At 72.1% G+C, this 15,427-nt stretch carries 10 protein-coding genes and 1 pseudogene; 7 read left to right on the forward strand and 4 right to left on the reverse strand.

Going from position 1 to position 15,427, the window contains the following annotated elements; genetic code table 11:
• Positions 1-91: 91 nt before the first annotated feature.
• From ACZ5C2_RS31475 to ACZ5C2_RS31490, 4 genes and pseudogenes are all read left to right on the forward strand, one after another.
• Positions 92-301, forward strand: a pseudogene (locus tag ACZ5C2_RS31475) (MFS transporter); the annotation flags it as partial.
• A 110-nt stretch (positions 302-411) separates the two neighbouring features.
• On the forward strand, positions 412-1,383 hold the full coding sequence (locus ACZ5C2_RS31480) for a pirin family protein (RefSeq protein ID WP_468799006.1): 972 nt from the start codon (positions 412-414) through the stop codon (positions 1,381-1,383).
• Positions 1,384-1,895: 512 nt separating this feature from the next.
• Positions 1,896-2,444 (forward strand): TetR/AcrR family transcriptional regulator, encoded by a 549-nt coding sequence (locus ACZ5C2_RS31485; RefSeq protein WP_468799008.1) that lies wholly within the window; start codon positions 1,896-1,898, stop codon positions 2,442-2,444.
• Between the two features lie 25 nt (positions 2,445-2,469).
• Complete coding sequence (locus tag ACZ5C2_RS31490) at positions 2,470-4,641, forward strand: MMPL family transporter (RefSeq protein WP_468799010.1); 2,172 nt, start codon at positions 2,470-2,472, stop codon at positions 4,639-4,641.
• 129 nt (positions 4,642-4,770) lie between these two features.
• Here the strand turns inward: ACZ5C2_RS31490 and ACZ5C2_RS31495 are convergent, their stop codons facing one another.
• Positions 4,771-5,409, reverse strand: coding sequence for an HD domain-containing protein (locus tag ACZ5C2_RS31495; protein ID WP_468799012.1), 639 nt, complete (start codon positions 5,407-5,409; stop codon positions 4,771-4,773).
• A 358-nt stretch (positions 5,410-5,767) separates the two neighbouring features.
• Positions 5,768-6,598, reverse strand: a complete 831-nt coding sequence (locus tag ACZ5C2_RS31500) for an alpha/beta fold hydrolase (RefSeq protein ID WP_468799014.1) — start codon at positions 6,596-6,598, stop codon at positions 5,768-5,770.
• A 171-nt stretch (positions 6,599-6,769) separates the two neighbouring features.
• Here ACZ5C2_RS31500 and ACZ5C2_RS31505 point away from each other — a divergent pair, with 171 nt between their 5' ends.
• Entirely contained in the window at positions 6,770-7,372 is a 603-nt protein-coding gene (locus ACZ5C2_RS31505) for a DUF998 domain-containing protein (protein ID WP_468799016.1), read from the forward strand.
• Between the two features lie 85 nt (positions 7,373-7,457).
• On the opposite strand, the gene ACZ5C2_RS31510 is transcribed toward ACZ5C2_RS31505, so the two are convergent.
• Together ACZ5C2_RS31510 and ACZ5C2_RS31515 are read right to left on the reverse strand one after the other, a co-directional pair.
• Complete coding sequence (locus ACZ5C2_RS31510) at positions 7,458-8,774, reverse strand: tetratricopeptide repeat protein (RefSeq protein WP_468799018.1); 1,317 nt, start codon at positions 8,772-8,774, stop codon at positions 7,458-7,460.
• 301 nt (positions 8,775-9,075) lie between these two features.
• The gene (locus ACZ5C2_RS31515; protein WP_468799020.1) at positions 9,076-9,291 is read right to left on the reverse strand and encodes a hypothetical protein; all 216 of its coding nucleotides are present in this window, start codon (positions 9,289-9,291) and stop codon (positions 9,076-9,078) included.
• 209 nt (positions 9,292-9,500) lie between these two features.
• On the opposite strand from ACZ5C2_RS31515, the gene ACZ5C2_RS31520 reads away from it, so the two are divergent.
• Both ACZ5C2_RS31520 and ACZ5C2_RS31525 read left to right on the forward strand, forming a co-directional pair.
• Positions 9,501-10,355: a DUF4132 domain-containing protein gene (locus ACZ5C2_RS31520; protein WP_468799022.1), complete on the forward strand. Its 855-nt coding sequence runs from the start codon at positions 9,501-9,503 to the stop codon at positions 10,353-10,355.
• Positions 10,352-15,412 (forward strand): hypothetical protein, encoded by a 5,061-nt coding sequence (locus ACZ5C2_RS31525; RefSeq protein ID WP_468799024.1) that lies wholly within the window; start codon positions 10,352-10,354, stop codon positions 15,410-15,412. The genes ACZ5C2_RS31520 and ACZ5C2_RS31525 overlap by 4 nt, the downstream gene beginning before the upstream one ends.
• Positions 15,413-15,427: the final 15 nt, after the last annotated feature.

Raw genomic sequence — 15,427 nt, forward strand, 5'->3', positions numbered from 1 at the left:
TCCGACTCCCGATGAGCCCTGGGTGAAGAGGCGGCCTCCCACACGCCCTCCGCATGGCGTGAATCGCCGACGCCGTGGTGCAGAAGACGGTGCGTGCCCGGGGTGCCGGCGCGCAGCGGTGATCTCGCTCCTGTTCGTGGTGGTGTACGCGGGGATCTCGGTGCCGGTCATCGGGGTGGGCCTGCTGTCGGAACCGATGGGTCTCGAAGGTGCGGGGTTCGTGTTCATCGCCTTCGTGGGAACCTTGGTGGTGACCGCGGCCGGCTACCTCCTGTGGCGTCCGGTGGCGACGAGCGCGTGACGGGCCGATCGCCGAGACGCGGGATCTCTCAGGGCGCGATCTCCCACTCGGCACCCTATCGTCTGACGCAAATGTTGAAACTCGAACTTCCTGGGTGGAGGGCAGGCGGCATGAGCAACACGGAGACACGGCCCCCGGAGTTGAGGTGCGGGGGCGAGGCGGAGGCGGCACGCCCGGCCGACGTCGAGGTCCTCACCGCACGTGACGTGCCGCTCGGCGGCCCACGCGCGATGAGGGTGCGGCGCACCCTGCCTCAGCGGGCCCGGACCCTCATCGGTGCCTGGTGCTTCGCCGACCACTACGGTCCCGACGATGTCGCCGGCACGGGCGGCATGGACGTCGCTCCCCACCCGCACACCGGTCTGCAGACGGTGAGCTGGCTGTTCAGCGGGGAGATCGAGCACCGTGACAGCCTGGGCAGCCATGCCTACGTCCGGCCGGGCGAGCTCAATCTCATGACCGGCGGTCACGGCATCAGCCACTCGGAGGTGTCGACGCCGGGCACCACGCTCCTGCACGGTGTGCAGTTGTGGGTGGCGCTTCCGGGGGAGCACCGCGGCACGGAAAGGGACTTCCGGCACTACATACCCGAACCGCTTCCGGTGGACGGCGGCGAGGTGCGCGTCTTCCTCGGCTCGCTCGAGGGCGACACGTCCCCCGTCCGCACGTTCACTCCTCTGCTGGGCGCCGAACTGTCCGTCGCCCCGGGGGCCGGGATGACCCTCGGTGTCGACCCGGCCTTCGAGCACGGCGTCCTCGTCGACGCGGGGGACGTCCTCGCCGAGGGAACCGCCGTACGCCCGTCCGAACTGGGCTACACCGCCCCCGGTCGTACGACTCTCACTCTCACCAACCGGGGGACCGAGCCGGCGCGGCTCGTGCTGCTGGGCGGGCCACCGTTCGACGAGGAGATCGTCATGTGGTGGAACTTCGTCGCACGGTCACATGATGAGATCGTCCGGGCTCGCGAGGACTGGATGAAGGGGACCCGTTTCGGTGAGGTGCGCGGATACGACGGAGCCCCGCTGCCCGCGCCGGAGCTGCCGGGTGTCCCTTTGAAGCCCCGGGGGAGGGTGCGCTGACCTGCGGGACATACGGGTTCTGGGGAAGAGGGCCAAGACTTCGTGCACGCTGCCGAACCGGCCGTTGCGGCGACCGGCGGACGGGCCGCTGTGAGACGGCCGTGGCCCGCCTCACCACCGCACTCGCACGTGCCCCCACACCCGCCCGGGCGCCTTCTCCGGCCGTGATCCGCCGCGGCGGGAGAGCTCCTCGCGCGCCAGGCCCTCGCCGCCGAGTGCGAGTTTCCTGATGTCCCGGTCCGCCTTGCCCGCCGGGGGTGGCTGTATCCCCGCCCCTGGCGTGACACGGCCGAAGGCGGCTCTGTGCGAGGACGGTCGTGTGCCGGGTGTCGCGACGGTGCCGACGGCCCGCGGGTGCTGATGCGGCGAGATGTCTCACGCCGCCGTACTGCGCGAGGGCCGGTAGTCCGTGTGCGCGCCCGATCGAGCCCGGAGGAGGAGGGTGACGCAAGCCACAATGACTGGCTGTCCGATCGGTCAGTTCTGACCGATCGGACAGTTACGGTGGGGGAATGGCACGCTCCGCCTCCGCCATGCGCGGTCAGATCCTGCAGTCGGCACTGCGACTGTTCGCCCTGCACGGCTTCCGTGGCACCTCCTTGCAGGACATCGCCTCGGACGTGGGCTGCTCGAAGGCATCGCTCCTCTACCACTTCGCGGGCAAAGAGAAGATCCTCACCGAGCTGCTGACCCCGACTCAGGACGCCCTGGCCGCACTGCTCGACCGCGTGGCCGGGCTGGAGGGCGGTCGGCTGGTGGAAGAGACCGTCGTCGGATACGTCGACCTGACGCTGCGGTTCCGCCGGGAAATCCGGCTGCTCTTCGAGGACATCACCGAGATGTCCTGCCACCAGGACCTCAACGTCATGGAGTTGGCGGACGGTCTGCTGGACGCGCTGGCCGCCCGCTCGCAGCGGGCGCCGGCCCGGGTGGCGGCGTGGATGGTGCTCGGCGCCGTCTTCATCACCAGTGCCACCGATGACGAGGTGGCACCGGACGAGGTGCTGCGGGCCGAGATGATCCGCAGTGCGCTGCGGACACTTGACCACACTCCCAGTTGACCCCTCACGGAAAGATCCCTCCTTCATGGCGACCTTGCTGTACCGGCTCGGGCGGTTCTCCTTCCGCAGAAGAGGCCGAATAGCCGCGGTCTGGCTGCTCCTGCTGACCCTGCTGGGTATCGGAGCCGCCACCCTGATGGGCCCGACCAGCGACAAATTCTCCATGCCGGGTACCGAGTCCCAGCAGGCGCTGGACGACCTCGAGCGGCAGTTCCCCCAGGCCGGCGGAGCCACCGGCACCATCGTCGTCGTCGCGCCCGAGGGGGCGAAACTGGACCCCGCCGCGGTGGCGCCCGTGGTGAAGGAAGCCTCCGGGATCGATGGCGTCACCGCCGCCCTGGACCCGTTCCGGGCCGGCGCCGTCTCCACGGACGGCCGCTACGCCCTGATCCAGGTGCAGTTCGACAAGGCCGTCGACGAAGTCACCGACGGGCAGAAGGCGGCCTACGAGGCCGTCGGCGCCGACGCGGAGGGCGTGCGGGTCGCGCACGGCGGCGAGGTCATGGGCGGTGAGGTGGAGGTCGGCTCCACCGAGGCGCTCGGAGTCCTGGTCGCAGCGGCGGTCCTGGTCGTCACCTTCGGCTCGCTGGTCGCCGCCGGTATGACCCTGCTGAACGCGCTGATCGGCGTCGCGGTCGGCATGGCCGGTCTCTTCTCCCTGACCGGTGTCATCGAACTGACCTCCACCGCCCCCATCCTGGCGCTGATGCTGGGCCTGGCCGTCGGCATCGACTACTCGCTCTTCATCACCTCCCGCTATCGCCAGTACCTCGCCGAGGGCCTCCAGCCCGAGGAGGCCGCCGGCCGTGCGACCGGCACCGCCGGCTCCGCCGTCGTCTTCGCGGGTGCCACCGTCGTCATCGCCCTGGCCGGCCTCTCCGTCGTCGGCATCCCCTTCCTGAGCGTGATGGGCCTGGCCGCGGCGGGCACCGTCGCCGTCGCCGTACTGGTCGCCCTCACCCTGCTGCCGGCCTTCCTCTCCTTCGCCGGCAGGAAGATCCTTCCGCGCAAACAGCGTCAGGCGGGCGGGCACACCCCCGGGGACGACACGGCCGCCGAAGGCTTCGGCTTCACCTGGGGCCGGCTCGTGACCACACTGCGCGTCCCACTCCTGGTCGTCGGGGTCCTCGGGCTGGGCGCGCTCGCGCTTCCGGCTCAGGACATGCGCATGGCCCTTCCGGACGCGGGCACCGCCGCCGAGGGCTCCCCCGCACGCGAGGCGTACGAGCTGACGTCCGAGGGCTTCGGCGAGGGCTTCAACGGCCGTCTCATCGCCGTCATCAACGGTGAGAACGCGCAGGCCACCGAGACGGCCGCAGAGAAGGCCACCGCCCTCATCAAGGACACCGACGGCGTCCTGACCGTGGTCCCGCCACAGCTGAACGAGCAGGGCACCACCGCCCTGCTGGCCATCATTCCCGATGCCGGCCCGACGGCCCCCGCCACCGAGGCCGCCGTCCACGACATCCGCGACCGGGTCGCGGACATCGAGGGGGCCGACATCGCACTCACCGGCGCGACCGCCCTCGGCATCGACGTCTCGGAGAAGCTCGCCGACGCCCTGCCGGTCTACCTGTTCCTGGTGGTGGGGCTGTCCATCCTGCTGCTCATGCTGGTCTTCCGGTCGCTCCTGGTACCGCTGAAGGCAGCCCTGGGATTTCTGCTCACCGTGGGCGCGACGTTCGGCATCACCGTCGCCATCTTCCAGGAGGGCCACCTCGCCGGCCTGGTGGGTGTCGACGTTCCCGGCCCGCTGGTGAGTTTCCTGCCGATCCTGCTCATCGGCATCCTGTTCGGCCTCGCCATGGACTACGAGGTCTTCCTCGTCTCCCGCATGCGTGAGGACTTCGTCCACGGCGCCGACCCGCAGGCGGCCATGGTCAGCGGCATGGGCCACAACGCCCGCGTCGTCACGGCCGCCGCCCTCATCATGACGTCCGTGTTCGGGGGCTTCGTCCTGATGGACGACCCGATCATCAAATCCATCGGGTTCGCCCTCGCCGTCGGCGTGGTCATCGACGCCTTCGTCGTCCGCATGACGCTGGTCCCGGCGGTGATGTCGCTGCTCGGCCGTGCCGCATGGTGGCTGCCCAAGTCCGTCGACAGGGCATTGCCCGACCTCGACATCGAGGGCGAGAAGCTGAACCGGCAGCCGGTCCCGGAGACGCGCGAGGAGAAGACCCCCGTCTCCGTCTGACCTGCGCCGGCCGGACCGGATGACCCCGGAGGACGGGACCGTACGACGGTCCCGTCCTCCCCGCGTCCGGGCGTCGGCGCCGCCGCCGCGAGGCGTACAGCGCTCTCCCCCCGCATGGGGGAGAGCACGTCACTCGGGCCAGGCGGAGTTCCGGATGACGTCGACGAAGTCGGTCCGGCGGAAGCCGGGGACGAAGTGCTCCAGGACATCGGCGTTCACCGTGCCGAAGGTGCTGTCGGGGCGGTGCTCGAAGCCCTCGGTGAACGCCTGGAGGATCTGCCGCTTGAAGTCCGGCCGGGGGTGGGCCGCGGTCACCTCGGCGATGTGGGCCTCGGAGACGGCGGCCAGGTGCAGACCGAGTACGTCGGTCTCCACTCCGGCCGTGGTGGCCGCGATCTCGGGCGCCATCCCGTAGGGCACCTCCGGGGTGGTGTGCAGGGCGATGGCCGTCCACACCGTGTCCGCGTCGCCCTCGGACGCCCCGTGGCTCAGCAGGAAGGCGCGGGCCTGGTCTGCGCCGTCCATCTCGAACCGCTGGTCGTCGCCGCGGTACGGCGCCACGAGGCCCGTGTCGTGGAACATGGCCGCCACATAGAGCAGCTCGGGGTCGGGCCGCAGCCCCCGCGCGGCGGCCTGCAGGCTGCCGAACAGATACACCCGCCGGGAGTGGTGGAAGATCAGCGGTGGAGTCGTGTCGCGGATCAGCTCGGTCGCGGCCCGGGCCGGCTTGCTGTCGGGGATGGTGACGCCGGCGATCTCTTCCCTCATCGCTGTCTCCTCGGTCAGTGGTGATCGGGCATCTCCACGATGCGTCCTCGGCGGACCGCCCGTCCGCTGTCGGATGTACCGGATGGCCGACAACCCCTCGGAAACGGCCACGCCTGCGCCTCCGAATCACCCGCCGGTGGCGGGGGGGGGAACCGTGGTGGTGAAGCGGTGCCGGTACTTCGTCGGCGGAACACCCGGATGACGTGGGGAGGCGCGGCGCGGACTCTCCTGGCGGGGGAGGTCCGTCCCATGCCGCGGCCCGGCCCAGGCCACTCGCTCCCGCGCACTCGGCCGCACGTGACCGCCGGGCTGCGCCGACGCCGCGGTTCCCCGGACGGGCGCCACGCGGACCGTCGTCCTACGACTTCACGAACTCCAGGATGTCGCGGTTGAGGACGTCCGGCTGGGTCGACAGCATGCCGTGCGGGAAGCCCTCGTAGGTCTTGAGGCTGCCGTGCTTCAGGAGCTTGCTCGACAACGGCGCCGAGTCCGCGTAGGGCACGATCTGGTCGTCGGTGCCGTGCGCGACGAGGACCGGGACGTCGATCTCCTTGAGGTCCTCGGTGAAGTCGGTCTCGGAGAAGGCCTTGATGCACTCGTAGTGGGCGTTGGCCGCACCGGCCATCCCCTGCCGCCACCAGTTGTCGATCAGCCCCTGGGAGACGTCCGCGCCGGGCCGGTTGAAGCCGTAGAACGGACCCGACGGCAAGTCGATGTAGAACTGCGCCCGATTGGCGGTGAAGGCCGCACGGAGCTCGTCGAAGACCTCGATCGGCAAACCACCCGGATTGCTCTCCGACTTGACCATGACCGGCGGAACGGCGCTGACGAGCACCGCCTTGCCGACCCGGCCCGGCTCGGCGCGCGCCACATAACGCGTGACCTCACCGCCACCGGTCGAGTGCCCGATGTGTACGGCTCCCCGCAGGTCGAGCTCGTCCGTCAGTACCGCCACGTCGGCGGCGTAGGTGTCCATCTCGTGGCCTGTCGGTGACTGGCTGGAGCGGCCGTGACCGCGCCGGTCGTGAGCGATCACCCGGTAGCCCTGCGCGAGGAAGAACAGCATCTGGTTGTCCCAGTCGTCGGCGCTCAGTGGCCAGCCGTGGTGGAAGACGAGCGGCTGGGCGTCACGTGGACCCCAGTCCTTGTAGAAGATGCTGGTGCCGTCAGGAGTGGTGACCGTGCTCATGGTTGATCCTCCCGCGTGAATGGCTGAAGGTGACGCATCCGCGGGCCGCAGGCCAGGCTGGATGCACGGACATCACCCTACGTTCTAGTCCATAGCTCCTCATCTCCATCGATGTCAGGTCTTACAGTGACAAGAGGCATATGAGTGCATAGAGGGCCCTATGGTTGTCCGATGCCGATTGTTCCCAGATGGGTCCTGTTCTCGTCCGGGTGTGCGCCCGTGCTGCTGATCGCGGGGTGGCTGATCGCGGCGTTGCTGGAGGGGGCCGGATACGACCCCGTCACGCAGACGATCAGCGTCCTGGCGGCTTACGGGGCCGAGGGGTTCTGGGTGATGACCGGTGCGCTCTTCGGCCTGGGCGTCTGTCATCTCCTCACCGCCTGGGGGCTGAGGGCGGCGACAGCTGCTGGACGTGTGGCACTGGCGGGTGGGGGAGTGGCGGCTCTGGTGGTGGCATTGGTCCCGCCGCCGAGCAGCGGCGGGTCCATGCGGCACGGCTCGGCGGCCGCCGTCGGATTCGCGCTCCTGGCCGTGTGGCCGGTCCTGGCCGCCGACGGCAGCGGCGCCGCCCCATGGGCCCTGCGGCCCGCGCCCTCGTTCGTGGCGACCGCCGCCATGGTCGCCGGCGCGGTCTGGTTCCTGATCGAGTTGCACCGCCATGGTGCGGCCGGTGTCGCGGAACGTGTCGTGACGGCCGTTCAGTCCCTCTGGCCCTTCGTGGTCGTCGCCTCGAGCCTTCGCCACCGACAAGGCGGCGACAGGCCGCCGAGATGATCCGCGGGCCGGAAGGACCGATCGGGCCCGGCCGACCGGCCGGACCCGCCGAACGGGCCCGCACCAGCGGCTGGATGACGCCCGCTCAGAAGAACCGGGAACTGGCCACCGGGCCGGAGGACCGCAGGCGGGCGCGGTCGCCCCGCAGCCATGTGCCGCGCACCGCGGAGACGAAGTCCGTGAGGTGTTCGACCGGGTCCGCGGGTGTCTGCCCGTCGCCCTCGTCCGGCGTCGGGTCGGCCCCCACGATCTCCGCGGCGATCTCCCTCTCGGGCCGCTCGTCGGGCTCTCCGCTCTCCACGCCCCCGTCGGCACCCTGCCGGAGTCCGGCCGCCCACGGGGCCACGGCCGACTGGTGCAGCAGTGTGACACTGTCGGCCGTGACGCCCGGCGGATCGGTCCAGCAGCCGGCGTGCTCGTGCAGCACCTGCCCCGGAGTCCGGTCCTGGAGCTCCTGCAGTATGCGCGGGCCCTCCGCCTCGCCGGCGGTCGCGCGAAGGTCGTGGGCGATGACGACGGTGTCCTGCCGCCCCGCCTCGTAGGGCTCCGCCGGCAGGTCCATGACGTCGGCGGCGGCCAGGCCCAGGATCCTGCTGCCGCGGTCCGGCAGCAACGACACCGAGCGCGGTCGTACACCGGCCGCCTCGAGCACGGACCGCAGCCGCAGCAGCCCGAGCAGACACTGACCGTGGGTGTCCTGGATCCAGGCGTACCGGCCGGCCATCCCCGCGTCGTACCCGTAGGGGGACAGGGTGCCGAGGACGGTGCCGCCCATCACGTACTGCCAGCCCCGCAGGTCCGCGTGGTCCAGCGGACCGGCCTCGCCGGCGCCGGCGGCGCGCTCCAGGACACGGTTCTGCCGGTCGCGCGCGCCGAGCCAGATGTCGTCCTGCGGGACGGGCAGCAACGTGTGCTGACGCCGCGCCAGCCCCAGATCACCCGCCAGAACGGCGTTGAAGACCAGCAGATAGCGGTCGGGCCAGTCGACGAGGCGGTCCTCGTGCGCCAGCAGCACATCGGCGGCTTCGCGGTGCCGGCCCTCGTCCTCGTACGCGGACACCAGCTCCCGCAGCACGGCGGGGGAGGCGGGGGACAGGCGCAGCGCCTCGCGCAGGGCCGGTATCGCCAGGTGGGACACGCCACGTTCCACACACGCGTATCCGTAGTCGTACAGCGCGCCGGGCCGGCCGGGGTGCGCGGCCAGTGCCGTGGACGCCTCACGCAGATCGTCGAACCCGGACATCCGGGCGGCCCGCCCGACGACGAGGGCGACCTGGGCGAGGGGCGCCGCGCCGGCCTGCCGCAGCTGCCGCAGCGCGCCGGGGACGTCGTCCGAGTCGAGACACTCCCAGGCCCTGGCCAGCTCGGGGGAGGTGGGGCGGCGGTTTCTGCGCGAGAACACGTGGAGCATCCTCTCCGAGAGTGCGGCCGTCCTCAACCGCTTTGCCGGTCCACCGCCGGCACGGGCCTGCCGGCCGCCCCTCCGGCACCTCGATGAGCTGGTGGAACGGGACGGCCGGCACTCTGTTCAGCGGTGAGGGCGGGCCCTTCACTGCCCGACCGGAACGCTCGGTGAGAGCTACGGCATGGTCATCGGCCCGACCTGCTGTGGGGCGACGCACCGACCACGGTCCTGGCGATCGCCTTCTCCTTCGTCCTCGGCGACTCCGTCACCCTCGCCCACGCCCGCCATCGACCGCGGTTCAACCCGCTTCGTTTCCGAGGACCCGGCGGGCCGCCTCCGCTTCGGCCGCCGGCGGGGACAGCTCGTCGAGGGAGTCGAGTTCGGTGTCGGCTTCCAGCTCCCGCTCCCAGGCGGCCGCGAGCCGTTCCTGTTCCTCACGCGGTCTGGCACCGACGACCTCCCGGTGCTCCGGGTCCAAAGCCGTCAGAAATCGTCCGACCGGGTCCGTGGGCATGCCGTGCTCCTTGTCGCTGGGAAGGGGCCGCTCCGACCCAGGATGGCCAGGACGCCCGGAGACGGCCGCCCGACACGGCCTGTGGCCACCCTGATGGCCCTGCCCCCCGCCCGCGGGAGTACCGCGCCGACGTCCGCGCCCCGGGGCTGTTGTCAGCGCCCTGCTCTACAGTTCCCGTCACTTGATCAGTGTGGATGCGGGAGGCACGCATGGGGTGGGTGTCGGCCGGCGGCTATGAAGTCGCCCTCGACGACGGCAAGGTGGTGTGCCGCAACGCGGCCGGGCGGAGGCTGAAGTCCGTACCGTCCAAGATCGCTGATGATCCGGCGGTGGTGGGGCTGCGCCAGCTCGTCGAGTGGCTCGAACGGCATGAACGGCAGTGCCTCGCCGACGTCGAGCGGTGGATGGTGCGCTCGCTGCCGGTGCCGTTCGCGGTCCTGGCGCGGGTGTGGCCGGACCCGGCCTGGCAGGGTGCCCTGCGCGACATGGTGGTCACGGGGGCGGACGGCGTGGTGGCAGGGTTCCTGCGGGACGCCGACCCCGAGCGCGGCCTCGGCCTCGTCGACCTCGACGGCGACACCGTCCGGATCACCCCCGGGCTGGTCCGGCTGCCCCACCCGGTCCTTCTCGACGAACTCGAGGACCTTCGCGAGTTCGCCGTCGAGATAGGCATCGAACAGCGCGCCCAGCAGCTCTTCCGCGAAGTGTGGCACCGGCCCGCGGCCCTCGACGCCGATGCCGCCTCCGTCGAGGACTACGCGGGCGGCGCCTTCAAGGAACTGAGGTTCCTGCACGGCCGTGCGACTCAACTGGGCTACCGCGTGCGCGGCGGCCACGCCGTCTGCTCCGTACTGGAGGACGGCCGCGGTGTCGAGGCCCGGGTGTGGGTCGGCGACTACGACGGCTACTCCGAGACGGAGACCGGCCCGCTCGTCTTCACCGACCCGGCGGGCCGGGTCCTGAAGCTGGGTCAGGTGGGGCCGGTGGCCTGGTCGGAGGGCCTGCGCATGGCGGCCGCGCTGTACGCCGGACGCGACACCGAGGACGAGGAGCGTGCGGCATGACGACATACGAATACGACGGGTTCGTCTTCGACGAGAGCACCTCGGCCGCATTGCTCGATGCCGGTGCCGTACTGCCCTCGGGCGCCACGGACCGGGAGGACGCCGATGTCCTCACCGCCCGCACCTACACCCACACCGCGCTGGACGAGCGGAAGGTCGTCCGGCTCGTCCCGGGCACACTCGGCGAAGCCGAGGACCTCGCCCTGGACTTCCTCGGACTGGCCCGGGAGCCGGGGACGCTCGAGGTCGGCCAGGTGCGCAGGGAAACCCTCGGCTTTCCCGCGTGGGCGCTTGTCAACGACCCGGCGAACGGGCACCACGCACTGGCCCTGGTCAGGGACATCGAGCGGCTCGCCCGGCAGGCCAAGTCCCGCCCCGGCAACGCCAAGGAGGGCTTCGAGGCGCTCGGCGAGCAGCTCGGCCGGGCCGTACCGCACTTCCTGCCCACCTTCTACGAGCAGGCCGCCCGCGTCTTCCTCCAGCACGAGAACACCACCTACGCGGCGGCCTTCTTCGGCAAGGCCCGCGACGCGGAGCGGGTGCACGCGCTGACCGTGGACGAGGAGCGGCAGCGGGCCGTGTTCCTGGAGTTCGCCTTCGCCGGGGCGCTGACGGTCAAGGCACTCAAGGAACATGTGAGGGCCCTCGCGGCCCGGCTCACCCCGGCCGAGGCATGGACGCAGTTCCGGCAGCTGACCGTGGAGCGCTGCGCCGCCGGGATGCCGCCGTACGCGTCCCTGCCCCAGGACGCGCGCGCCCTGATCAAGGCGTCCGGGCTGAACCGGGTCACCGAGGAGTGCGCCCTGGTCGCGGACCTTCTCGCGTCGCCTGCGGCCGTGCGCGCTCCCGCGTCCTTCTGGAACACCTACCGGGCGACGCTGGTCGTACTCGCCGAGCGGCAACCCGCGATACGGGCCCGGCTGCTGGAGATCATGCCGGCCGGACTGGGCCGCTCCACGAAGGACGACGAGTTCTGGCTGGCGCTGCTCGTGGAGACCGGCGCCGACCGGCTGCTGACGGGTGAGATCGCGACCGAGGACAGGGACGGGTTCGACGCGGCGGACTGGCTGAGCCGCTGGTCACTGCACCGCAAGCACGGCGGCACGGTCGGCGATCGCTCGCCGGCCACCCTCGCGCTCGTGGAACGCATGGCCCCGCGCCTGCGCGCACACGGCCGTCCCGTGGACCTCTTCACCGGCCGCTGGCACGCGGGCGCCGACCTGGACCTGCTGGACCTGTGCGTGGCCAGGGACGTTCCGCTGGCCCGGCCCGCCCCCGACACGGACGTCCATCTCGACCTCGGCCGGTGGATGGAGGACACCCGGGACGGGCGACGAGACCTGACGGCCGTCGCGGCGGACCCGCACGGCAGGCGCATGCTGTACGACGCCGTCGGCACCGTGCACCGTCGACGGGCCGGCACCGGGCTGCTGGAGAAGATCGCCGGGCACCCCGTGCTGGCCGGTGTGCTCCGCGAATGGCTGGACGACGCCGCCGCCGAGCTGGACGGCGCGGAAGGTCTGGCGGGCGCCCGCACGGCGCTCGAGCGGCTGCGTCCCTTCCATACGGTCGCCGCACGGATCAGCCCGCGGGCCGTCGCCCGGGTCGCCGCACTCGACATCGCGCCGCTGCTCGGCAACACCCTGCGCGCCGGTATCCCGGACGAACTGGGCTGGCCCGCCCTCGAGGAGGCGGTGCGACGGCTCGAGGCCGAGACCCGGCGCGAGGGCGACGACACCCTCGCCGTCCAGGAGTCCTGGCCGGCCCTGATCCTCTCCCGCGGGCACAAGGCGATCGTGGTGGGTCCGCAGGACATCCTGCTGGACCACGACCTGCGGCTGCCGGTCGAGCTGGACCGCTGGCAACGGCCGTCGTTCCGCTACGCGGACGGTGAACTGCTGGTCATGTGGCGGGAGGGCAGCAAGCAGTACGGCTACTGGTCGTCCCGCCCGGCCGAGGTGTTCACGCCGGGCGGCGAGAAGCTCCCGTCCTGGTACAGCGGCGGCGACGCCGGTGAGACCTCGATCCCGCTGCCGGACGGCGGCCGTGCCACCGGCGGGCGCACCCTGCGCGCCGGAGACACGGTCCTGCCGCCCGGCCGCCCCGTCATCGGGGACGGCACCTCGTTCTGGCGCCAGGGCCGGCAGGGAGCGCGGCAGGTGTGGCTCGAGTACGACCCGGCCACCGGCACCCACGGCCGTGCCTCGCTGCCCGCGTTCCTGCGCTCCGGCATCCGCGACGGTGCCACCCTGCTCCAGCAGCACTGCACGGTACTGCCCCTGCAACCCGGCCTGGAGCACAGCCCGTTCGGCACTGACGGCACGGTCCTCGGTCGATGGGTACGCACCGAGGGCGAGGGCGACGAGGCCCGCACCACCGTCGGCACACCGGACGGCCGGACCGCCACGCTGCCGGCGGCGGACAACCGGATACCGGGCGTTCCGCTCGGCGCCCTGCGACTGCCCGGCGGTGTCGAGCCCGTCGTCGTCGCCCACCATCGCCAGATCACCCTGTACACGACGGACGGCACCAAGGGCGTGCGGGAACTGGGCAGACTGGCACCGCTTCGACGCGGTGGCGAGTTCGCCGCCGGCACACCACTCGTTCCGCCGGTCGACTTCTGGCACGCCCTGCGCCCCCGTGACGAGAACGCCTCGGCGGTCCTGCGCGCGCTGAGTGACGAGCAGGCCCGGGAACTGCTGCGTGCCGGAGCCCGCGTCCTCTCGGAGCGGGAGGCCGAGATGGCGGCGGCCAGACGGGCGAACGCGGCCTCCGGGGCCGGGGACAGCCAGGCGGCCACCTCCGGCGATTCCGCGGTCCCGAGCGCCCAGGACGTCCTGCGCACGGTCGTCTCCCGCTCGCTGCCCACCCTCACCGAGCCCCGTGTGCTCACCGGCGTCACCGCCCTCGTACACGCGGTGCTGCGCATCGCCGAGTCCATCGCCTCGTTCGTCGAACCTCCGGTGGAACGGCCCAGGACGGAGTCCCCGTGGGTCGTGGGCATGTTCGCCGACTACTGCCCCGAGGACGGCGACGACCAGACGCTGCGCGAGGCGACCGCCGGCCTGGCCGAGCAGCGTGGCTGGTGGGGCGGCGGGCAGCGGTGGAGTGTGCTGCGCCAGATCCGTGCCGTCAACCACGTCCTGACCGGGAAGCCCGCCGAAGGCAAGGCCCTGCCCGCCGCCGCCCGGCTCGCCGGCCCCGCCGACGGCTGGACCAGTGACGCGCGCACCGTCCCCGCCGAGGGCCCGGCGTGGCCGTCCCTGCTGGACGCGCTGCGCCCGCTCGCCTACCGCGCCGCCTCACCCACCCTGACGGAGGCACACCGCAGAGCACTGCTGCTGCTCTTCGAGGCCATCGCGGAGGGCCCGCTGGCCGCACCCGGAGCCGCGCTGCGCGACGTGGTGCTGAGTGAGCCGCGTGGCAAGCAGGACCGCGCCGGTCAGGTGCTGCGCCGCGACGGCCGCACCGTCGTCGTCCTCGGCTGCCAGAGCGTCGACCACTACCACGAGCGCGTGAACTGGCTGGCCCTGGACCACGATCCGACGGGCGCGTTCGGTGCCGTCGCCCACTTCGCCTCGGGCCGGGAGACTGCGCACCCGCCGGTGTTCCCGGCCGAAGCACTGGCCGCCGTGACCGAGCTCATCCGGGACAAGGGCGCGGCGCCCTGGCAGCCGGCGGCGGCCGCCGCGCTCGCAGCCGCCACGCACAGCGGCCTCGGCCCGGTACAGGCAGCCCTGCTGCTCGCCGGAAAGCCATCCCAGTTGACCGACGAGGTGAGCGCCGTCACCGGCCTGAAGCCGCGTCAGAAGCAGTTCGGCGACGCGCTGCTGGGCTTGCTGGAGCCCGGCGACCGGGCCGCGCTGGTCGGCGCGCTGCTGCCCGCGAACCCCGGTGATCTGTGGACGACCGGACCGGACACGGACGCGGCGGGCCGGGTGTGGGCCGAGCGCTTCGACGGCCTCGTCCGCCTCCCTGAGGACCTCGCCGGTGATCTCGCCCTGCCGGGACTGTCCACCGTATCCGTCGAGGCGTTGCTCAACCCGCGCCGCACCCCCTGGCTCAGCCGCACCACCGTCCAGCGACTCGACAAGGACGGCAACCTCGTACCGGAGGACCCCCGGGCGCTGCCCGGACGGTACGACCTCATATACGCCGTGTCGTCCCTGGCCGGGCTCGCCTACTCGCTGCCGTACGGGAACCCCCTGCGCGCCATGCTGCCGGAAGGACTGGCCGCGCTGCGCCGCCGTCTCGCGGACCCCGGGCTGCTGCTCGACCTCGACCTGGACAGGACGGAGAAGGGCTCGCCGACCGCCGCCGAACTGCGCAAGGCGTACGGACTGCCCGCCACCGGCGGCGCCGACGCGCACGGCCTGACACCCGTCGGCGAGGCGCTGGTACTGCGCCCCTGGTACGGCGACCAGGAGGCCGTCCTCGTCCGCACCTCCGCACTCGACCGCGCGGACGACCCCGTGTTCGGACTGATCGAGGGACTCGTCGGACCCGGACGGGGCGACGGCATGCGGGCACTGCGCACCGCCCTGGACGACGGACTCGCCCGCGCCCTCGCGGCCGGAACGGACCCCGAAGGACCCACCGGTTACGCCCAGGACCCGGCGGTCGGCGCACCCGAACTCGTCGACGAGGCCGCCGAAACCCACGGCCTGAGCGCGGACGCGGCGGCGCTCTACCTGCAACTGCTCGCCCTCCCCGACCCGACGGACCGCAACTGCGCCCGCTGGACCGGCTGGAAGCCCGCCCGCATGAAGAAGGCCCGCGCCGAACTGGCGGCCACCGGCCTGGTCGTCGAGGCGAAGCGGTCCCGCGCCGGGCGCACCCTCTTCCTGCCGTGCGGCTGGCTCGACCTGAAGTCCCCCGCACTGCCGGTGGAGATCTGGAAGCAGAGCCTCTACCCGGTGCGCGGCAACGCCCGCGCGGTGCCGCTGCTGCCGGTACCCGAACTGTTCCGGCGCGCGTGGGACCGCGTGCGTGCCGGTGACGCGCCCGCCTACGAGGAACTCACCACCCGCACCACCCGAAAGGGCCGCCGCCGATGACCACCGTCCACCCGC

It is taken from the genome of Streptomyces sp. NPDC031365 (assembly GCF_055569765.1).